The sequence below is a fragment of the Ruminiclostridium hungatei genome (assembly GCF_002051585.1).
GTDB classification, from domain to species: domain Bacteria; phylum Bacillota; class Clostridia; order Acetivibrionales; family DSM-1351; genus Ruminiclostridium; species Ruminiclostridium hungatei.
The window spans coordinates 40,253-60,925 of the sequence record NZ_MZGX01000015.1 but is presented as its reverse complement, the minus strand read 5'-3'; the positions used below and the strand labels follow the sequence as shown (position 1 = coordinate 60,925).

Here is a 20,673-nt window from a genome sequence, read left to right as displayed (position 1 = left end):
TGCACCTCTCTTTTATCCGTGTATGGCCAGACTGATTAACCTGTCCAGTACCTCCCCAAAGTTAATGCCTGCGGCTTCCAGCATCCTGGGATATCTGCTTTGTGCTGTAAAGCCCGGTATGGTATTTATTTCGTTAAAGACAATATTTCCTGCGGGAGTCAAAAACATGTCAACCCTTGCAAAGCCCTTGCAGCCCAATGCCCTGTATAGCCTCAAGGCTGTTTCCCTGATTCTTTCTGCGGTTTGGCTGTCAATTCTCGCGGGCAGATGTATTTTGGAGGATGTCAGAGTATACTTTTCACGATAATCAAAGAAGCCCTGCTGCAGCTCTATTTCATCCACAGCTCCCACCATCAGCTCGTTGTTATTTCCCAGTACTGCACAGCCCACCTCGAACCCCTCCACTGCTTCTTCAATCACTATCTTTGAATCATGCCGGAAGGCTTCAGTTATTGCAGCATACAATTCTTCCGAATAACTGACCTTTGTTATTCCAAAGGAGGAGCCTGCTCTCGCAGGCTTAACGAACATCGGATATCTCAGGGTTTCGGTCTTTTTGATAATATCCCGTATGTCCGTATAATCTTCGGCGGTTATGGAAGGCGGCACTCTGACACCTGAGATTTGAGCAAGCTTGTGTGCCGTATCCTTATCCATGCAAAGTGCGGAGCTCAAAGTCCCGCACCCCACGAAGGGAATTCCTGCAAGCTCAAGAAGCCCTTGCAGTGTTCCATCCTCACCATTCTTCCCATGCATTACCGGAAAGGCAACATCAATCTGTGTTGTTATAAATCCGCTGCCGCAAAACTCAAGGAGTGCAGTACGGCCCCTGTCAGGAGAAAAAGCGGCCGGTCTGCAGTTCTTGTCCAGATGCCAGGTATCCTTTATAATTTCTTCAACACCGCCAAAATACCTCAACCAGTTTCCTTCTTTGGTGATACCAACTAAAACAATGTCATATAAAGCTTTATTAAGGTTTTCAATTACAGCAGCTCCCGATTTTAAAGAAACCTCATATTCTGTTGAACAACCCCCGAATATAACTGCAACTCTTGTCTTATTCATGTCTATCTCCCCGTAATTAACAATTTCATATTATTAATGCGCTTTGGCAAAAAAACAACCTGTCTGACGACAACATTATTGTAGTCAATTTTAACAGGTTGTTTTTTAAATTCACCTTATCAAAAACTTAAGAATTTATTACGATATTCTTTAAACTTTTAAAAGCCTTCATATTTTGTTTATGGGGATTCTCACAGTAAACTGGGTGAACGCTTCATTGCTCTCTGCCGAGATATCTCCTCCATGCAGTACGACTATTTCTTTTGCTATTGCAAGGCCCAGCCCGGCACCGCCGGTATTGCTGGATCGTGAGGAGTCAAGCCGGTAAAATTTTTCAAAGATGCTTTCAAGCTTGTCCGGAGGTATCATCTTCCCTCTGTTTCTAAACCTGACGATGACATTTTCCCCTCTTGCCGCAGCAGTTATATTTATTGTGCTGTTTTCGCAACTGTAGGCTGCTGCGTTCTTGAGAATATTGTTGAATACCCTTCCAAGCTTATCTGAATCGGCAAAAATCATTATATTTCCATCTGTCTCCACCACCGCCTCCTTATTTTGAGGAGAAAGGGCGGGGTAAAATTCATCTGCCATTTGCTCAAGCATCAAGGTAAGGTTTACATCTTCTTTTACCAGCGTTATGGTCTGAAGATTAAACCTTGTAATTTCAAAAAATTCGTTAATAAGCTGTTCCAGCCTGTATGCCTTTTCAAGCGTAATGCCGGTATACCTTATCCGCTGCTCCACCGGCATGTCAGGAGCTTCATGCAAAAGGCTCAGATATCCGATAACCGAAGTCAGAGGGGTTTTGATATCGTGAGCCAGATATACTACAAGATCATTTTTTCTTCTTTCACTTTCAAGTGCTGCAACCCTTCTTTTTTCAAGTGTGCTTTTGACTGTATTAAGCTTTGTTTCCATAAACTCCAATTCCCGGGGGAACGCCACCGGCTCTTCTGTTTCATTCAGAAGCTGGTCTATACCGTCACTGATCTTTTTAAAATACCGGGTATACCTTGACATAGCCACATAGATAAATATCAGCAGAAGAAATACAAAGCCGATACCCAGAAGGAGTCCCTTGTTATTTCTGAATATCATTGCATAAATATCCGCCGCACTCCAGTAGCCTATGTGGAACACCCTTTGAAGCAGCGCAACAAAGCCTTCTGCAAAGGGCTCCTGCAAGGCATCGTCAATCAGAAAATGCAGAATAAACAGTCCTACCACCACTGTAATCAGACCCGTCAGCAATATTTGCAGCAGTATTTTGGTCTTGACCCGCCTGAAATCATTTTTCAATCTTATATCCAACTCCCCATACGGTTTTTATAAACTTTGGATTATTTGCAGGTTCTTTCATTTTTTCACGCAGATGTCTGATATGTACCATTACGGTATTATTGCTGCCGGTAAAATATTTCTCTCCCCATACTTCCTGAAACAGCCTTTCAGAGCTGATAACCTGTCCCCTGTTCTCACACAGCAGCCAGAGAATGGAAAACTCAATGGGCGTAAGCAGCAATGGGGTTTCATTCAATGTACACTGATGGGTGGACCTGTTCATTACCAGACCTGAAACTTCAATTATATCATTATTTTGCTGGATACCTTCATTATACCTGGTAAATCTCCTGAGCTGGGCCTTGACACGAGCGACCATTTCCAGGGGGCTGAACGGCTTTGTGATGTAATCGTCAGCGCCCAGTGTCAAACCATTTATTTTATCCAGCTCTTCTATCTTTGCAGTCAGCATGATTACAGGGAAATTGTACTTTTCCCTTATTTTCTTGCATAGGGTAAAGCCGTCCAGTTCAGGCATCATAACGTCCAATACCGCCAGGTCATATTTTATGCTTTCAATGCTGTGCAAGGCTTCCAAGGGATTATAGAATTTATTCACGCAGTAGTTTTCATTGGTCAGATACAGTTCCACCAGGTCGGCAATTTCCTTCTCATCATCAACCACAAGTATATTAACGGACATAACGGTTTACCACCTTAAAATAACATTTATACAGCACGTATACTGAAAATTATAGCATATTATTTCCCAAACTTATGCAGAGCATTTATTAAGATTTTCTTAATTTAACCCTGGGTGAAACTTTCCGGCAGGATTACCGTAAATTTCGTCCCCCTGTCCGGTATGCTTTCAACGTCTATAGAGCCCTCATGGGCATTTATAATGGCTCTGCTTATGGTGAGCCCTATCCCCGAACCTCCTGTCAACCTGTTTCTGGACTTGTCGGCCCTGTAGAATCTTTCAAAAATATATGGCAGGTCCTCACCGGGAATCCCCACCCCATTGTCTTCCACAACAATCTTCACACAGCCCTGCTCACGTAAAACCAGCACTGAAACCCTGCCTCCCGCCGCTGTAAACTTTAGTGCATTTGAAAAAAGATTTACAAGCACCTGGCTGATTTTATCCCTGTCCGCATATATAATAGCCTCGGTTTCCGTGAATTCCAGCCTTATATCCTTCCCCAAAAACTGGCTTTCAAAATTTTGCAGCAGTCTTTTGGCAAGCTCACCAACATCAAAATCCGTCTTTTCCATAACCAGCTTTTCATTCTCATATTTCGTCAGCTTCTCCAAATCCCCCACCAGCTTGCTGATACGGACTATTTCCTCATGGCAGCTTCTTAACCTTTCCGCATCTGCCGTCCAGATGCCATCAATCATTGCTTCCATATGGCTTTGCAGGGTGGCCAGAGGTGTTCGGAGTTCATGGGCAACATCTCCTGTCAGTCTTTTTCTCAGCGCCTCCTGCTGCTCCAGAGACTCCGCCAGATTATTTACAGTAGATGTCAATTCGATTATCTCGGTTATATTTGTGCTTTGAGCTATCCTCTCATTATAAAAACCCTTTGAAATAGAGCCGGCAGCAGAGATTACCCTTGATATGGGTGAACTCAGCCGTCTTGACATGATTGTCCCCAGGAGCAGTGCAAATATAAGGGAAAATACGCCCACACCCATGAGTACACCGTTAAAGGCCTCTATAAATGCCTTGTCATGTTCATTCAAATAGTCAGGCAGGTAAGGGCCGATTTCCACCATGCCCACTTTATTGAGGCTGCTATAAAGAGAATATGGTACCGCACTGTACTGGGATGCCTTGGTTTCAGATGCTCCGCTTGCATTTGCGGCCATATGCTCGATTATTTTCTGGCACATTCCGTTGTTATGTTCCTTTGCATCCCAAAGGATACTCCCCTTGGCATCTACAACCTTGATTATTATCCCGTTTACAAGATAACTTTCTCCGATAGAGGCCACAGAATCCAGATTCCATTTTCCATTTCCCTTGTATTGGGCGGCCAGAGTGGCTACTATTTCTTTATTCCTTAGCTGCTGGTTCTCATTTACATACTCTTTAAAATGCTTCACAACAAACAAATTGGTCAGTATATTGATTAAAAAAACAATAATAACCGCAGCAATTATATATGATAAGGACAGTTTTGTCCGAAGGCTGTTCATCATTTGCTTTTCACCCTTCGCTACCTAAATTTTTTATTCATAAATCCGTTATTCATCGGCCTCTTAATGCTTTACGCCCGGTTTGCCTTCAGCTCACCGGACCGCCAGCCTGTACCCGACTCCGTGGACTGTTTGCAGGTATTGCGGAGACTTGGGGTTGTCCTCAATTTTCTGCCGCAGGTTTTTGATGTGGGTATCTATTGTTCTGTCAAAGCCTTCAAAATCCTCTCCAAAGGCTATTGCTATCAATTCCTCACGGGTAAAGGTCTTATTGGGATACCTGAGCATGGTCTGGAGGATTTTATATTCATTTGGAGTAACGTTTATAATCTCATCCTTCTTTTTTACTTCATGCTTCAAAGCATCAATCACAATATCCCCCAACACCAAAACTTCCTCAGGCACAGACATTTCGGAGGCCGTCCTTCTCAATACTGCTGCGGCTCTTGCCACAAGCTGCCTGGGACTGAAGGGCTTTGTAACATAGTCGTCCGCCCCGGTATCAAGTCCGTTAAGAATATCCTCCTCTTCAACTCGGGCAGTGAGCATTATGACAGGCACCTTTGACTGCTTCCTTATTTGACTGAGTATAGCTGTTCCTGAAATATCCGGAAGCATCAAATCAAGAATTACCAGATCCGGACCGGCCTTCTCAAAAAGCCGTAGCGCCTCATTTCCGCTAAAAGCTGTAAATACCCGGTATCCACTATGCTCAAGGTAGGACTTTACAACATCCACTATTTTATGTTCATCATCCACCACAAGTATCTTTTTTAATTGACTCATATATGGAACTCCCTGTTAATACGTTGAATTATTTGCTGTTGTCATTGCATACTGCTGCTCCTGCAGCGGGATTCCATACAAAGATACCCCGCTTCCTGAAAAGCGAGGTGTCTTGTTTGAAATCCTGATAACTTGCCATGTTATACTTGCCCCAGGAACAAGGTGTTTACTTTATAACCTCGTAGCCCTGATCCTCAATAGCATTAAAAATAGCCTCTCCTGTTACTTCTCCCGGATCAAATTCCACTGTGACCCTTTTTCCCGCAAGATCCACAGAAACCCTGTCTACTCCCTGCAATGCTCCCACAGCTTTCTTTACGCTGTTTTCACAGTGACTGCAGGACATTCCCTCAACAGTTATATCAATTATTTGTTTTGCCATTTTCAATTCCTCCTGTTTAATTTATCAAGCCATATTACCCTCTATTGACAATGTGTAACACGCCTCACACCGGCTATTTTGCCACTTTTCTTTGTTGTCGTCCTTGCCTTGCATCAGCAAGGCTGCGTCCATCCGCCTCGAAAATTGCCAAAATATCTCGGTGTGAGGTCGGAGATTTTTGAGCGAGAGAATTTGGCTTGCGGCAAGGCGAAGACGCGAAGGAAGGCTTTGTACCTTACAAACGGCTTCAACGTAGCCGAAGGGTAAATTCGCCGCTCAAAAACGTATTGTACATTGTTAATAGAGGGTAGCATAATTAAATGCTATACACCTAATTAAAATTTTACACCAAAATCTCTTGTACCGACATACTATTTTTTAGCTCTGAACCTTTTCAGGCTTAGAGAGTTTGTAACTACCGAGACCGAACTGAAAGCCATGGCTCCTCCGGCAATTACAGGACTCAGCAATCCCAGCGCGGCAAATGGAATACCTATTATATTATATATAAATGCCCAGAACAGGTTTTGCTTAATCTTGTTCATTGTCCTTTTGGATAATTTGATAGCTGTGGGAATGGTTCGCAGATCACCATTCATCAATGTAATATCGGCAGCCTCAATGGCCACATCAGTGCCTGTCCCGATGGCCATGCCAATATCCGCAGTTGCAAGTGCCGGCGCGTCATTTATACCGTCTCCCACCATTGCCACAATCCTTCCCTGCTTTTTCAGCTTCTCTACCTCTTCCGCCTTGTGCTCGGGTAGAACCTCCGCCAGCACATTCTTTATACCTACCTTTTTGGCTATTGCTGCAGCAGTTCTTTTATTGTCGCCGGTTATCATATATACTTCAATACCCATTTTTATCAACTGCTGTATGGCTTCTTCGGAATTTTCCTTCAAGGTATCCGCAACAGCCAATACAGCTTCTGCCTTGCCTTCCACAGCCATGAGCATTGCAGTTTTACCCTCGTCTTCAAGCCCCGCAATAATATCTTCCAGGCTGTATATGTCAATCCCTTTTTCCCCAAGAAGTTTTCTGGTTCCGATGAAAATCTCCCTGCCTCCGGCAACCGCTCTTACTCCTCTTCCCGGTATTGCCTCAAACTCTTCAGGATCTGGAATACTCTCAAAGTCTGACTTACCTTTTTCGTAAATTGCTGCCCCTAAAGGATGCTCGGAGTTCTTTTCCGAAATTGCAGCCAGTTTGAGAAGCTCAGCGGCATCCAGCCCATTTACGGGTATTACGTCGGTTACCTCTGGTTTGCCCTTTGTAATGGTTCCTGTTTTATCAAGCACAATGCTGTTCAGCTTATATGCCCTTTCCAGGTGTTCCCCGCCTTTAATGAGAATACCGTTTTCAGCACCCTTGCCGGTACCCACCATGATAGCTGTGGGAGTGGCCAGTCCCAGTGCGCAGGGGCAGGCTATGACCAGCACGGAAACTGCACTCACAATGGCTCCGGTAAAGTCACCGGCAATCAGATACCATACCAGGAAAGTAACAAGGGCTATGGCAATTACCACAGGCACGAAAATTCCTGAAACCTTGTCGGCTATTTTCTGAATAGGAGCTTTTGAGCCCTGAGCCTCTTCCACCAGCTTAATTATTTGAGAAAGTGCGGTATCTTTGCCGATTTTGGTGGCCTCGAATTTAAAGGTTCCAAATTTATTAATGGTCGCCCCTATTACCATATCGCCGGCCTTTTTTTCTACTGGAAGGCTTTCACCTGTGAGCATGGATTCATCAATGGAAGAATTTCCTTCAACAATCCGTCCGTCTACGGGTATTTTTTCTCCCGGCCTTACAACAACTACATATCCGGTTTCAACCTCTTCAACAGGTATGTCTTTTTCAACACCGTCCAGAATTATTCTTGCAGTCTTGGCCTGAAGTCCCATAAGCTTCTTTATCGCTTCTGAAGTCTTTCCTTTTGCCACCGCTTCAAAATACTTTCCTAAAAGTATCAAGGTAATAATGACAGCTCCGGCTTCAAAATAAAGTTCCTTCATCATTACTCCGGGCTGAGCCGGTACAAAAAATGCATTATATATGCTGAAGAAATACGCCGCCGAGGTACCCATGGCAATAAGCACATCCATATTGGCACTCTTTGCTCTGAGTGCGTGGTATGCATTTTTATAAAAACGCAGTCCTATTATAAACTGCACCGGAGTTGCTATGACAAGCTGGAAATACTCGTTGTGCAAAAAAGCAACATCAATCTTTATCATTGACAGCAGCATTGCAAGTATTAAAGGAGAACTCAGAACTGCTGAAGTAATCAATTCCCTTTTTAGTTTTCTGACTTCCTTTTCTCTCAGGGCCTTTTCCCTGTCCTGGGTTAAATCTTCCACCCTTTCTGCCTTATAGCCCAGGTTTCCGATTATATTTATTATATCTGAAACCTTTACCTGGTCAGGATCAAATTCAATGGCCGCCTTTTCTGTGGCAAGATTTACCGCTGCAGATGCAATACCCTCCAGCTTGCCCAGCCTTCGTTCTATTTTGGCCGAGCATGCGGCGCAGCTCATTCCTGTAATCTTTAACTCCACCTTGTTATTATTTAAAGTCTCTTTCTCCAAGACCTCATAACCTAGTTTTCTGACAGTCTCATTTATTTTTTCCAGAACCACAAGAGAATCATCATACTCAACAGTGGCCTTCTCCATTGCAAAATTCACAGCCGCCTGCCTGACACCCTCCAGCTTGTTCAGTCCCTTTTCAATTCTGGCAGCACAGGCCGCACAGGACATTCCTGTTATATTAATACTTTCCTTTCTGTCCATGCAAGTATCCTTTCTCACTAAAATGATTTTATGTTATCCGGCGGATTGTCAGCCTCCGCAGCAGCCTCCGCCGCCCTCACCCGAAGCAGGTACAAAGTTGTCCACTTCCTTTCTGACATCCTCCATACTAAAATTATTTATATCATCCACAACCTTTATATACCCATTTAGCATGCCCATCCAACAACTAAAATTAAAATCCTCTTCTGCAGTGAATTCTATTTTGTTTTCGCCCTGCACCAGGTCAATTCCCGCACCGTAATTTGAAATGACAATCCTGTCATTGCAACTGTTCAGTTTCTCACCGTTGAAATTTACTACGGTATTTACACCCCTTTGAACCACAGCCACCGCAGGCGAAAATCCATAATCATTCACATTGATGGTAACCGACTGGACTCCATTCTCAAGCTTTGCAACTGCCACATCCTCAGTTGGGATATTCCCGTTATAGAATTCTGTTGCTTTTGAGCCGGCAGCACAACAGCCCCCCGGTATGCCTGACGGGCCTTGCACCTCACCGCCGCTTTCCGTTCCGGAATCATTAAATGTCAGTGCTTGTTCAGCAAGGTTGTCCGTATCCTCAACCACCCTTATATTACTTCTTATCATCCCCATCCAGCAAGTATAAATAAAATTACCCGCTTTTTCAGGTGTAAATTCAATAATGTTATCACCCACCGAAAGTTTTTTCTGTATATTGTACTCTGGTATATTTACAGGATTGTTGCAGCCGTTCAGTTCACCTGCTTCCACAATGATATTCCACCTGACAGGTATTCCTTTCTGAACTGTTATGGGCTGATATCTTCCGGCTTCAAGCTTTGTTGAAACCACCTGGACACCATTTTCCACCGTTGCAGTACCTGCTGCTCCGGAGTATGAACCTGTGGCCCCGGCAACAGGACTCATAAGGTTAAAACCGGACAGGCTCATTCCTCTGTTCATCATTATGACACCAAGCACAATAACAAGTGCAGCACTTACCTTGAGCATCCTGTGAGTGAACTTACCGCTCAGGAAGGAGCTTATGGCTCCAAAACCGAACATCAAAGGCATTGTTCCCAGGCTGAACAGGAACATTGAGAGGGCCCCGGCTGCAAAGCTGCCGGTTCCCAAGGCATAAAGCTGCATTGCCTGCAAGGGGCCGCAGGGCATCAGCCCGTTCAGAAGCCCTACAAAAAGAGGGCCTTTTCCGCCTGAGCTGCTGTACACTTTAGCCCCCAAGGCTTTTGGAAGTCTCGGATTAAGCTTTCTGAGCCAGGGAAAGATATCCAGCATATTCAATCCCATTATTATCATAAAAATACCCGATATTACGGCAACTATTCCTTTGGCAGTGCCTGAAAAGCTTACCACGGAGCCAAGAGCCCCTGCCGCTCCTCCCACAAGCGTATATGCTGCAAGCCTGCCAAGGTTGTATAGAATGCCCGGCTTTAATCTGGAAGCTTTTGAACCTGTATTTCCAGCATTGTACCTTACACTGACGGAAAGATTTATTCCTCCGCACATGGCGATGCAGTGAAGCGATGTCAGAAGTCCTACGATAAACAGGACACCAAAACCCATGGTCTGGTCAACCTGCGGTATGAAGTTGAAACCTACGGTATTTTTTATCAAAGTATACAGGGCAAAAATAATGATTCCCGCTCCAAGGAGCTGACCCATATTATTATTGCCGCTTTTCTTATCATTTTGGTTCCGGGATGCAGGTGTGTTGTCCAGAGGATTGTTCAATACCCCGTAGTCCAGTTTTTCAATAGCGTCAATAATCTGTTCCAGCCTGACTGTATTTGAATCGTAAGTGATATATACATTTGCACTTGTGAACATGGCTTTGACTTCTTCAATTCCGTCCAGCTTTTTGAGAGTAAACTCAATTTTGTTTTCACAGCCGGTACAAGTCATCCCGTCAATATGAAGCACTCTCTTTATAATATTTTTTTCCATCTGAAGCCATCCTCCTGAGATATAGCTTTTGTATAACTATTTAGTCTTCCAGTTGTCGGTGAAAAGCTCCTTGTTAGCTGAAATAAACTCTTTGGAAATTGTGATGCTCGTGCCGTCGTCAGTTTTGTCTTCAGCATATATTGGAATAGGATTACAGCCTCCTCTTTGCTGCTCTATCATATCCATGGAAAACTTGTTGCCGCAGTTCTGGCAAACCAGAATGTCTCCCTCCTGCTTGTAATAGGCTCTCGGAGAGCCATTACACACCTGGCAGGTGTTAAATGCGGTTCTGATGGTTCCGTCTCCGGCCTTCACCGCAAGAATCTCCATATTTTTCCCGCCAATTTTGACCGGATAAAATTTTGCAGTTTCAGTTATTTCGCTTTTGTTGATAACAATATCTTCATCGGCTGCTGCATTGTCTGCAGTTCCGACCGCCTTAAGCCTCGGTACGACAACAGCAGCAACCAGCAAAACAACCGCCACTATGGTTATGATAATTTGTCGGTTTCTTTTATTATTATTTTTGTTATTGGTGCGAATGTTTTTATTGTTCATTATAACCTCCGGGTGTCAAGTATTTTATGAATGCATTTTAACAAACATATATGTAGAATTTATGAAGATTAAAATAATCTTAAATAATGTTAGCATATATTTACAATATCCTTAATCTAAAGTAATATGTTTTATGTAACAGTAATTAACTATATATTTTGCTGCCGGACATAACCTGTATGTCTTACCGCAGATGGGAGTTTCTATGAAATCTGTCAAAATCACTTATCTTACAAGCTTTATATGCGGGATCATCCTTTTTGTAATAGGGTTTACTTTGATTTTCAGCATAAGAAATACACCAGAGGTTGACAGTGCTGTAAAAACCCCCGCCGGCAATACTGATAAACCCGTCAATTTCCTGGAAAATTATACGGGAAGCAAAGATCCAATAAATCTGCTTGTGCTGATAAAGGAAGCTTCGGGGCTTCACACCGATACCATAATTATTGCAAACTATTCCCCCGTTACAAGGCAGATAAATCTGTTGACCATTCCCAGAGATACAAAGGCTAATAACACCTCGGACATTAAAATCAATAATATTTATGAAATAGGCCTGAACAAGACAAAAGATGCCTCCAAGGCGGAAAACAAGCACAAGGCTCTGGAATATACCGCTCAAACCATCAGTAACCTCACAGATATAAGTATTAATTACTACGTTTACCTGGATATTGATACAATTAAAGCGATAGTAGACAAGCTTGGGGGTGTATATTTCGATGTTCCGGCCAAGCTCAGGTACAGCGACCCCGTCCAGAAGCTGTATATCGACCTGGAGAAGGGCTATCAGTTGCTGGACGGAGACAAGACCGAGCAACTGCTGCGTTTCAGAAAGGAGCAGAGGCGTTATTATACCTCGGAAGAACTGAAGGAATTAAAAAAATATTATGATGGTTCCGATCTGAAACGAACAGAAATGCAACTCAAGTTTGTTAATGCCCTCATTGATCAAAAAGTCAATTTGCTGCAGTTGCCAAACCTTATTCCCATTGTCGGCTATACTTTTGAGAATGTAATCACAAATACAGAGCTGAATGATGTCCTATCCCTTGTAAGTGCATTTACACAGGGCTCCAGGCCGGGTATGAACACTTTCAAGCTCTATGGGATAGATAAGAGGATAGCAGGTGCCGATTTCTTTATTTACAATCAAACCGTGGAAGATACCGGCAGCAGAAAAATAATCAGGGCCCGGGAAGTTATTGCTAGTTACTTTTCCATTGCTTCAGCCGAATTTACGCCTGACCCGGGAAAGAGGTATGATTTCAATACAGCCAACTGGGATAATCCTTCAAATGACCAGTCAGATGCTGCAGGTGACAATACCGACAAGCCATGACAGCAAGCCGGGTAGCCCCAGGCTTTCAACGTACTGAAAACAAGTCTTAAAAAAAGGCCATAAACAGGACTGCTGCAGCCGTGTTTTATGGCCCTTCTTATATTATTTAAATTTGAAGGAATTCCATATCTTATTTATTATATTGATATTTTTTGTTCCATAAACCATATCATCAATAATAAAAGACAGTATATAAATCTTGTTGTTTTTCTGCATTACATATTGTTCAATCTTAGAAGTATAGCCATCTTTATCTGTATATTTAATTATAAATTTATAGCAGCTATAATCCCTGTCCGTTATCTGTGTCATGCTTTCAATCTTATATGAATCCTTGTTAAAATAAATATTCATAAAAGAGAGAAAATCAGACAGGTTCGGGACATTATCAACAATATTGACGCTTGCAGATATATCCTTATCCAGATATATGCCGGAGGTGCCATCACTTGTTTCGCTGTCAATCCAATTGAAGGGTATTTCCATAGAGTAGCCGGCTGTTTCAACTTTACGTGTCAAATCTGCCAGCGTTACTTTTTTCGGGTCCAAAAGCTTTCCGGTAACCTTTGGATCAAGCTGTTTTATCTTGATGGAATTCAGCATGCCCTCACAAAGACTTCTTTGTTTGGTATTGTTGTATGCTTCCTGTGGTATCTGAAGAGTAAATATGTACTTGTAGTTTTTGTCGGCAAAGAATACCTGGTAGCCATAAACAATTTTTTTAGGGTGTTTCAAGGTATAATATACCTTATTGACTTCCATGCCGCCGATTTTTACTTTTTCCTGCCTGGTTACGGAATAAAAGGCCGGATTCAAATCTGCCGCATCCAGCTCCAGAGTCTTTTTCGTAACAGAATCCAGGGTATCTCCCTTATCCAGAGAGTAAACCTCTACAGACATAAATTCTTCATCCTTTCCTGTAAAGGCAACCTTGTTCTGTATCTTGCTGTCCTTTAGCTCCTCCCAGTACGGTATCATATCCACCGACCATTTCAGGCGGGTATCCTGGTATTTTCTATACCCTTCCTTGTTTACGTCGGACAAATCCTCCGTACTGCCGGTTTTGTCAAATTTGAAGTTAAAGGAGTCCATCAAAGCCTGGTACTTTTCATCCTCATAGAAATCTTCATTCTTAGTAAAGATTTGAATGTGATATTCCGTGTCATCGGTAATATATACTCTGAACTGGGTTGTCCAAATATCATCCTTGTATACGAATTCTATAAAATCCTCTCCATTATTGGTATCCCTTTTGTAGTCCACAAGGGTATATCCTTTGATACTCTCTTTGATATTATTTACGGCATTGTCCAGATTGGACCCATCATCAGATTCAAAAAGGTATACGGCTATGGCATAGGATTCGTCGTTTGCAATAAAAACATTTTCCGAACCGTTAAAATCCCTGTAGTTCAGTTTAAGGTCATCCGGCAACTGCATGGACCAGTTGTAATAACTGTCACCGATTTTAGCTTTTGTAGTTTTCTTGATTAATGAACTGAAGTCCTTGATACTGTTCGGATTTGCTATTTCCTTCAAAAATGTGATTTTTCCGCCCGAGGTTGATACATCTGCACCTAAAATATCAGCAAGAGAAGTTATTGATGCCATAAAGGAATTGTTTTTTATATATGGAGCTGCATCCAGGCTTACCTTTTTCCCTGAAATCTGTGCTTCCTTTTTCTTGTCGGTCAGTTTGATATCAACTGAATTATAGCTTATAACAGCGGTTTTGGCTTTAAGGTCAACGGTAAGAGCAGCACCCAAAGCATCTGTTATCACCTTCACAGGAACAAAAGTCTTTCCGCCTGTGGTCACACTTGTCTCATCCTTGACGGTCTTGCCGTTAACCGTGTAAGAATTGGTTCCGGCCTTAAATGAAACGGAAAGCTCTGTGGAATTCTTGTTTTCAATTGGAGTATCAGCAGCAAAAACACCTGCCTGCAAAAGAACAAAACATAGAACAAAACTGAATACAGCCAATAATTTTTTCATTTTAACCTCCAGTAGTTATAAAGAAGAATATATATTAATTTGTAAATTAATTTTTCAGCTCGTCCAATACAACATCAATAATCTGAGTCTTGCCGTCCCTGCGTATACTGACCTTTGTTTTGCCTCCGGGCAGCAGTCCCTTAAAGGCTTCGTTCAAATCAACGGTTGTATTGACAGCCTTGCCGTTTACACTGTAAATATAATCATTTTTTTTAAGGCCGTATTTTTCAGCACAGGAGCCGGACCCGACCCTGGTTATCTTTAGTCCTGTCTTGCTTGGAAGCCCATACAGAGCAACCGAATCATCTTCATACTCGGCACCCAGGGATACCCTTCTCACCTTTCCGTATTTGTAGAAATGGTCCAGAACAAATTGAATGGTATCAACGGGAATTGCATAATTAAGTCCCTGGGCATTAAGGGTAGTAATGGAATTTACGCCGATTACCTCACCCGCCATATTTACCAGCGGGCCACCGCTGTTTCCGGGATTTATTGCAACATCGGTCTGTATGAGCTTATATTGGTAGAATCCGTCAATGCTCCTGTTCAAACCGCTTATGACTCCTACCGAAGCACTGTTTCTGTTTTGAAAGGACAAAGGAGTACCGATGGCTATTGCCGTCTTTCCAATAATTATATCCGAGGCCTTTCCAAATTTTGCAGGTAAAAGCCCTATCTTGTCAATTTTGACCACAGCCAGGTCGGAGGCTTCGTCAATATACTTGATTCGGCCATCATATCCGCTTCCGTCGGACAAAACAACAGCTATCCTGGTCATATCCTTTACAACATGAGCATTGGTAAGGATTTCTCCTCCGGATTTGATAACTATGCCGGTACCCAGGGCAAGCCCTTCCGCATTCCCTTCTTCCGCCCTGATATTGCCAATGATACCAACTACAGAAGAACCTATACCCTTTACAATTTCCGGAATAAGGTCGTCATTTTTGTTTGAAAGGCTTATGGAGTTATTGGTCTGGGAAACTTTTATATTCATGAGATTTGAAAGTGCGGCAATATCAACATAAACTTTGTCGTTAATTTTTGTTGCCGCTACCTGGGTGGGGCTTCCATTTACCAATACCTGGATATTTGAAACTCCTGAAACCCATAAAGTCGAAAATGCAGATACTAAAAAAACTGAAAGGAATACAATAATTTTTGTCTTGTTTATTTTCATTTTGACCTCTGTGAACAATATTATTATAAGATATTAACATTTATTCACAGATATTACAATAAAATTTGACAATATATTTGATATTCTACCATTTATGAGTAAATTAACCTGTTGTAGGCTTACAGCATGCTGCTTTGGCAGTTAAATTGACCGGATGTCAATTTAAGCAGCCCTGGAGACCTGGATGGTCGAGTTGCTGCGAGGGCTAAAAAAGCATGCTGTAAGGTATACAATTTCGCCAAAAGCGTTATTTAGCTCGTCCGGGAGTGAGTGGCATTTTCTGACTGTTATCACACTTTTAATTAGCACTACAGGTTAATTTAATAATATTTTTAATGGCTAAAATTTTAAACTCTCCCGGCATACCTAAAATATTCTTATAAAATTCCTCACTACAAAATAAATGATAAAAACCAGCCCGATAATAGACCAGAAGGGTTTACTCCTGGGTATCAGCCTTACTCTCCTGTTAAAGGAATAAGACAGCATTTCCACATATCCCAGCAACAGCAGCAGGATTCCAAAAACCGGCACGGGATTATACCTTAGCGACCCCGCCAGGTCACCTGAAAGCAGATGCTGCACACTTCTGGTATTTCCGCAGCCGGGGCAGTATATATGAAGATAGGTATAGCTGGGGCAGCCGGGAAAAAGTGTCCCCAAATCAAATAGCTGCTGTCTGAAGAAATATATCAAGCCCAGCGTAATGGCGGGCAAAAGAATCAAGATTATTCTGAACCGCTTGCTTTGTATTTTCATGAGTCCCCCGGTAATTTATATATTATGGTTTAAGTCCATCCTGTAATATTATACTTTGCTCAGGGAAAAAAGACTGATATCACCTGTACGGAATTCATAGACAGCACGGTAAATGCACAGTAAACATGCTAAATAAAAAGTGCAGCCGGCCCGTAATCATTATACAGGCTGCTACACTTTATATGCTGCATTCTCAGCAGTACAAGGCTTGGGAGATTCCAGCCTCCTAGTTTTTCAAGCTGTGCAGCGGGGCGGGAATTCTGCCGCCTCTTTTTATGAACTCGCTGCTTCCGAAATCATTTACCTTCATTACCGGCCCTGAGCCAAGGAGACCTCCGAATTCCACAGTTTCACCGATTTTCTTTCCCGGTGCGGGAATAATCCTTACAGCAGTGGTTTTTTGATTCACAACACCTATAGCCGACTCGTCGGCAATTATGGCAGCTATTGTTTCAGCCGTGGTATCTCCCGGTACCACAATCATGTCAAGTCCAACCGAGCAAACGCAAGTCATGGCTTCCAGCTTTTCAAGAGACAGAGCACCCGCCAGTACAGCATCAATCATTCCGGCGTCTTCGCTGACAGGAATAAATGCACCGCTCAAGCCTCCTACATAAGAGGATGCCATAACCCCGCCCTTCTTTACCGCGTCATTCAAAAGAGCCAGAGCCGCTGTGGTGCCGTGTGTTCCGCACTTTTCCAGCCCCATTTCCTCCAGAATGTACGCAACGCTGTCTCCGATTGCCGGTGTTGGCGCAAGAGACAGGTCGACTATTCCAAAGGGTACGTTGAGCCTGCGGGATGCTTCCCGAGCCACCAATTGTCCCATTCTTGTTATTTTGAAGGCAGTTTTTTTAATCGTTTCGGCAACAACACCAAAATCCTCCCCCTTGACCTTTTCCAGAGCACACTTTACAACGCCCGGACCGCTGACACCCACATTTATAACGCATTCAGGTTCTCCTATCCCATGGAACGCTCCCGCCATGAAAGGGTTATCTTCAACAGCATTGGCAAAAACCACCAGCTTTGCACAGGCCAAGGCTCCGCTGTCAGCCGTCAGCGAGGCACATTCTTTTATAACCCTTCCCATCTCTGCAACGGCATCCATGTTTATTCCCGCTTTGGTAGAAGCAACATTTACCGAGGAACAAACAAGCTTTGTGGTGCTTAAAGCCTCGGGGATAGAGGAAATAAGTCTTCTGTCTCCGGTTGTATAGCCCTTATGCACCAGTGACGAAAAACCTCCGATAAAATTTACTCCCACAGTTTGAGCCGCCTTATCCATTGCTTTGGCAAATTTAGCATAATCCGCGCTTTCACAGCTCTCTGCAACAAGTGCAATCGGCGTAACGGATATCCTTTTATTGATTATGGGGATTCCGTATTCCCTCTCAATATTTTCTCCTGTAATAACAAGCTTTTCAGCATATCTGGTTATCTTGTCGTATATTTTCCCGCACGAAACATCTATGTCAGGATGAGAACAATCCCTCAATGAAATTCCCATGGTTATTGTTCTGATGTCCAGATTTTCCTTTTGAATCATTTTAAGTGTTTCAAATACTTCGAATTGACCTAACATAAGCTTTCACCTCATATTCTATGCATTGAGTTAAAAATATCTTCGTGCTGAATCTGGATTTTCAAACCCAATTCGATTCCTTTTTTCTCAAGCTTCTCGGAAAGCTCGTGGAAATGAACATTGCACTTTGAAATGTCTACAAGCATTATCATTGTAAATACATCCTGCAAAATAGTCTGTGTTATATCAAGTATGTTGACATCACTGTCAGCCAATATATTACTTACCCCCGCAATTATTCCCACCCTGTCTTTTCCAATAACAGTTATGACCGCTCTCATGTCTATCTCCATTTCCGGCAGCTACTGATGAGTCCTTAACGTAAAAGCCCGTCCGGGCATCCCGCGGACTAAAGCTTTCCACTGCCATTATTCTATTTTATTTTCTCTCTTGAACGCCTTTCCACATATGTATAAAAAGGCCCATTAAATTGTATTATATATCTTTGTTATATAAATATCAATTCCGAACATATGTTTGATTTTTTATTTTTTTAGTGCTATAATTAACTTATTGCAGAAAATACAATTTTTCGAGAGGGTTTTATGGATTTATTGGAAAAACTGGGCATTTTGGCCGATGCGGCAAAGTATGATGTCTCCTGCTCTTCAAGCGGCGGAACAAGAAACAACAATAAGGGAGTTGGAAACAGCTTTGCTGCGGGTATTTGCCATACGTGGGCAGACGACGGCCGCTGTGTTTCTCTTTTGAAAATACTTTTGTCAAATGAATGTATTTACGATTGCGTCTACTGTGTCAACCGGGCTTCAAATGATATCCCCAGAGCCAGCTTCACTGCCGACGAGATAATCGACCTGACAATGAATTTTTATAGAAGAAACTATATAGAAGGGCTCTTCCTGAGTTCGGCAGTCCTTAAGAATCCAAGCCATACTATGGAGCTTATGCTGGAAATAGTCCGGAGGCTGAGAAATGAACAGGCTTTTTTTGGATACATACATTTGAAGGCGATACCCGGAGCAGATCAGAGGTTAATCCATGAAGCAGGCATGTATGTGGACCGTATGAGTGTAAATATTGAATTGCCTTCTGATAAGGGCCTGGAGGTGCTTGCCCCGCAAAAACCCGTTAAAGCGCTGCTAAAGCCCATGCAGCAGATAAGCCAGGGCATTGCCGAGCATAAGGAACACCCGGCCTTCAAACGGGGCGGCTCCGGTACAAATTCTGCCGGTTTGTTTACACCTTCAGTGCAGTCAGACTCTTCAAGCTTTCCTGAAAGTCTTCCGGACGCAGACTTCTCCCGCAGAGAGCTTGCAGGCAGAAATTCCGGAAAATACTTTGTCCCTGCCGGCCAAAGCACACAGCTTATAGTAGGTGCCACTCCCGACAGGGACTTGAGCATTCTGAAGCTCTCTGAAGCCCTGTACGGCAAATTTTCCCTTAAAAGGGTGTATTACTCTGCTTATGTGCCCACCCTTTCCGACCCCCGGCTTCCAGCTATTATCAAGCCTCCTCTTCTGAGGGAGCACAGGCTTTATCAGGCTGACTGGCTTTTAAGGTTTTATGGTTTCGAAGCGGATGAATTATTGAGCAAGACAAACCCGGATTTTGACCCCCAGCTTGACCCCAAGGCGTTCTGGGCATTACGCAATCTACACCTGTTTCCCCTGGAGGTCAACAAGGCTGAGTATGAGATGCTGCTCCGGGTTCCGGGCATTGGCGTAAAATCAGCACAAAGAATTGTTGCCGCAAGAAGAGTGAATAAGCTGAACTTTGATAACCTGAAGAAGATGGGTATTGTCCTTAAACGTGCGGGCCACTTCATAACCTGTCAGGGAAAAACCTATGAGAGCTTCAGCCAAAACGAGCATATCGTCAAGGAGGCACTTACCTCCGCCAAGCTGCTGCCCCAGGGCAAAAAGGCCGTTCCCGGCCAGATGTCACTTTTTTCTACACTAAACGAAACTGGCTTGGGAGAAAACATGTCGGATCTGTATCTGTTCAGTTCACCTGAAAATACCAAGGAGTGGCTGAGTTACTACACCCAGCCGCAGGATGGGAGGCTGCTATTAAGTGATATACATCTATGACGGAACCTGGGATGGCTTTCTGACTACTGTCCATCACTTTTATTATGACCGCCTGGAAGTCAGCAACATTGAGTCTGCGCTTTCATACCAGCCTAATCTTATAGATGAATACAGAACCATACCTCCCGACAAGACCAAGGCCCAGACCGTTGAGCAGGCTATACTGAACAAGATTTCCTATGAAAGTCTGGAAAATATTCAGAAATGCTTTTTTTCTGAACTGCAAGGGCGGGAGATGTGGATTTTAAACTACATTAAGCTGGGTTTCAAGCTGGGGGGCAAGATTGACTGCATGCTTGGTGACCAGACTGTCCTGAATGTCCTGATACCTGCCAGAAAAGTCGGTCTGGAGTGCCATAGGATGCTGGGACTGCTCCGTTTTGAGCTCCTGGAAAATAATATTTATTATGCCAGGCTTCAGCCTGACCACAATATTATTACTTTCATATCCCCGCATTTTAAAGAAAGGTTTGCCGACCAGAATTGGATTATCCATGACACAAGGCGTAACCTTGCCTCTCTGTACAACACCAGGAAAATGCTCATTTCGTATATGGATTTGGCAAATATTCCGGAGCTCCATACAAATGAAATAAGATTTCAAGACCTGTGGAAGAACTACTACAAGCACATTGCAATTAAGAGCCGCTACAACCCAAAGCTTCAAAAAAATTTTCTGCCCAAGCGTTACTGGAAGAACCTTACAGAAAAGCAATAGCCGCATGAAAAACAGTAT

At 43.1% G+C, this 20,673-nt stretch carries 17 protein-coding genes; 3 read left to right on the top strand and 14 right to left on the bottom strand.

The window, feature by feature from the left end:
- Positions 1–12: 12 nt before the first annotated feature.
- From vanG to CLHUN_RS11960, 9 genes are all read right to left on the bottom strand, one after another.
- The gene (gene vanG / locus CLHUN_RS12000) at positions 13–1,065 is read right to left on the bottom strand and encodes a D-alanine--D-serine ligase VanG (RefSeq protein WP_080064834.1); all 1,053 of its coding nucleotides are present in this window, start codon (positions 1,063–1,065) and stop codon (positions 13–15) included.
- 168 nt (positions 1,066–1,233) lie between these two features.
- Positions 1,234–2,364 (bottom strand): sensor histidine kinase, encoded by a 1,131-nt coding sequence (locus tag CLHUN_RS11995; RefSeq protein ID WP_080064833.1) that lies wholly within the window; start codon positions 2,362–2,364, stop codon positions 1,234–1,236.
- On the bottom strand, positions 2,354–3,049 hold the full coding sequence (vanR, locus tag CLHUN_RS11990; RefSeq protein ID WP_080064832.1) for a VanR-ABDEGLN family response regulator transcription factor: 696 nt from the start codon (positions 3,047–3,049) through the stop codon (positions 2,354–2,356). The genes CLHUN_RS11995 and vanR overlap by 11 nt, the downstream gene beginning before the upstream one ends.
- A 104-nt stretch (positions 3,050–3,153) precedes the next feature.
- Positions 3,154–4,554, bottom strand: coding sequence for a sensor histidine kinase (locus tag CLHUN_RS11985; protein WP_080064831.1), 1,401 nt, complete (start codon positions 4,552–4,554; stop codon positions 3,154–3,156).
- 90 nt (positions 4,555–4,644) lie between these two features.
- On the bottom strand, positions 4,645–5,337 hold the full coding sequence (locus CLHUN_RS11980) for a response regulator transcription factor (RefSeq protein ID WP_080064830.1): 693 nt from the start codon (positions 5,335–5,337) through the stop codon (positions 4,645–4,647).
- A gap of 166 nt (positions 5,338–5,503) precedes the next feature.
- Positions 5,504–5,719 carry a copper ion binding protein gene (locus tag CLHUN_RS11975; protein WP_080064829.1) on the bottom strand — a complete coding sequence of 72 codons (216 nt, stop codon included), beginning with the start codon at positions 5,717–5,719 and terminating at the stop codon, positions 5,504–5,506.
- Positions 5,720–6,090: 371 nt separating this feature from the next.
- Positions 6,091–8,511, bottom strand: a complete 2,421-nt coding sequence (locus tag CLHUN_RS11970; RefSeq protein WP_080064890.1) for a heavy metal translocating P-type ATPase — start codon at positions 8,509–8,511, stop codon at positions 6,091–6,093.
- 48 nt (positions 8,512–8,559) lie between these two features.
- A complete protein-coding gene (locus CLHUN_RS11965; protein WP_080064828.1) occupies positions 8,560–10,461 on the bottom strand; it encodes an urease accessory protein UreH domain-containing protein in 1,902 nt (633 codons plus the stop codon).
- A 36-nt stretch (positions 10,462–10,497) separates the two neighbouring features.
- Positions 10,498–11,019 (bottom strand): DUF2318 domain-containing protein, encoded by a 522-nt coding sequence (locus CLHUN_RS11960; protein WP_080064827.1) that lies wholly within the window; start codon positions 11,017–11,019, stop codon positions 10,498–10,500.
- Between the two features lie 205 nt (positions 11,020–11,224).
- Here CLHUN_RS11960 and CLHUN_RS11955 point away from each other — a divergent pair, with 205 nt between their 5' ends.
- Complete coding sequence (locus CLHUN_RS11955; RefSeq protein ID WP_080064826.1) at positions 11,225–12,364, top strand: LCP family protein; 1,140 nt, start codon at positions 11,225–11,227, stop codon at positions 12,362–12,364.
- A gap of 102 nt (positions 12,365–12,466) precedes the next feature.
- Here CLHUN_RS11955 and CLHUN_RS11950 read toward each other — a convergent pair whose 3' ends face one another.
- From CLHUN_RS11950 to CLHUN_RS11930, 5 genes are all read right to left on the bottom strand, one after another.
- The gene (locus tag CLHUN_RS11950; protein WP_080064825.1) at positions 12,467–14,359 is read right to left on the bottom strand and encodes a stalk domain-containing protein; all 1,893 of its coding nucleotides are present in this window, start codon (positions 14,357–14,359) and stop codon (positions 12,467–12,469) included.
- Positions 14,360–14,405: 46 nt separating this feature from the next.
- Positions 14,406–15,542 (bottom strand): S1C family serine protease, encoded by a 1,137-nt coding sequence (locus tag CLHUN_RS11945; RefSeq protein WP_242656507.1) that lies wholly within the window; start codon positions 15,540–15,542, stop codon positions 14,406–14,408.
- Positions 15,543–15,908: 366 nt separating this feature from the next.
- On the bottom strand, positions 15,909–16,301 hold the full coding sequence (locus CLHUN_RS11940) for a DUF2752 domain-containing protein (protein WP_080064824.1): 393 nt from the start codon (positions 16,299–16,301) through the stop codon (positions 15,909–15,911).
- A gap of 226 nt (positions 16,302–16,527) precedes the next feature.
- The gene (locus CLHUN_RS11935; RefSeq protein ID WP_080064823.1) at positions 16,528–17,886 is read right to left on the bottom strand and encodes a PFL family protein; all 1,359 of its coding nucleotides are present in this window, start codon (positions 17,884–17,886) and stop codon (positions 16,528–16,530) included.
- A gap of 11 nt (positions 17,887–17,897) precedes the next feature.
- Positions 17,898–18,167, bottom strand: a complete 270-nt coding sequence (locus tag CLHUN_RS11930; protein WP_080064822.1) for an ACT domain-containing protein — start codon at positions 18,165–18,167, stop codon at positions 17,898–17,900.
- A gap of 264 nt (positions 18,168–18,431) precedes the next feature.
- On the opposite strand from CLHUN_RS11930, the gene CLHUN_RS11925 reads away from it, so the two are divergent.
- Both CLHUN_RS11925 and CLHUN_RS11920 read left to right on the top strand, forming a co-directional pair.
- Positions 18,432–19,937, top strand: coding sequence for a putative DNA modification/repair radical SAM protein (locus CLHUN_RS11925; RefSeq protein WP_080064821.1), 1,506 nt, complete (start codon positions 18,432–18,434; stop codon positions 19,935–19,937).
- Positions 19,921–20,655 (top strand): TIGR03915 family putative DNA repair protein, encoded by a 735-nt coding sequence (locus CLHUN_RS11920; RefSeq protein WP_080064820.1) that lies wholly within the window; start codon positions 19,921–19,923, stop codon positions 20,653–20,655. Before CLHUN_RS11925 ends, CLHUN_RS11920 begins: the two co-directional genes overlap by 17 nt.
- Positions 20,656–20,673 lie beyond the last annotated feature (18 nt).

Excerpts from the sequence above, each read along its gene's own strand:
- vanG (WP_080064834.1), bottom strand. The coding sequence starts at position 1,065 with ATGAATAAGACAAGAGTTGCAGTTATATTCGGGGGTTGTTCAACAGAA.
- vanR (WP_080064832.1), bottom strand. The coding sequence starts at position 3,049 with ATGTCCGTTAATATACTTGTGGTTGATGATGAGAAGGAAATTGCCGAC.
- CLHUN_RS11985 (WP_080064831.1), bottom strand. The coding sequence starts at position 4,554 with ATGATGAACAGCCTTCGGACAAAACTGTCCTTATCATATATAATTGCT.
- CLHUN_RS11980 (WP_080064830.1), bottom strand. The coding sequence starts at position 5,337 with ATGAGTCAATTAAAAAAGATACTTGTGGTGGATGATGAACATAAAATA.
- CLHUN_RS11975 (WP_080064829.1), bottom strand. The coding sequence starts at position 5,719 with ATGGCAAAACAAATAATTGATATAACTGTTGAGGGAATGTCCTGCAGT.
- CLHUN_RS11970 (WP_080064890.1), bottom strand. The coding sequence starts at position 8,511 with ATGGACAGAAAGGAAAGTATTAATATAACAGGAATGTCCTGTGCGGCC.
- CLHUN_RS11965 (WP_080064828.1), bottom strand. The coding sequence starts at position 10,461 with ATGGAAAAAAATATTATAAAGAGAGTGCTTCATATTGACGGGATGACT.
- CLHUN_RS11960 (WP_080064827.1), bottom strand. The coding sequence starts at position 11,019 with ATGAACAATAAAAACATTCGCACCAATAACAAAAATAATAATAAAAGA.
- CLHUN_RS11955 (WP_080064826.1), top strand. The coding sequence starts at position 11,225 with ATGAAATCTGTCAAAATCACTTATCTTACAAGCTTTATATGCGGGATC.
- CLHUN_RS11950 (WP_080064825.1), bottom strand. The coding sequence starts at position 14,359 with ATGAAAAAATTATTGGCTGTATTCAGTTTTGTTCTATGTTTTGTTCTT.
- CLHUN_RS11945 (WP_242656507.1), bottom strand. The coding sequence starts at position 15,542 with ATGAAAATAAACAAGACAAAAATTATTGTATTCCTTTCAGTTTTTTTA.
- CLHUN_RS11940 (WP_080064824.1), bottom strand. The coding sequence starts at position 16,301 with ATGAAAATACAAAGCAAGCGGTTCAGAATAATCTTGATTCTTTTGCCC.
- CLHUN_RS11935 (WP_080064823.1), bottom strand. The coding sequence starts at position 17,886 with ATGTTAGGTCAATTCGAAGTATTTGAAACACTTAAAATGATTCAAAAG.
- CLHUN_RS11930 (WP_080064822.1), bottom strand. The coding sequence starts at position 18,167 with ATGAGAGCGGTCATAACTGTTATTGGAAAAGACAGGGTGGGAATAATT.
- CLHUN_RS11925 (WP_080064821.1), top strand. The coding sequence starts at position 18,432 with ATGGATTTATTGGAAAAACTGGGCATTTTGGCCGATGCGGCAAAGTAT.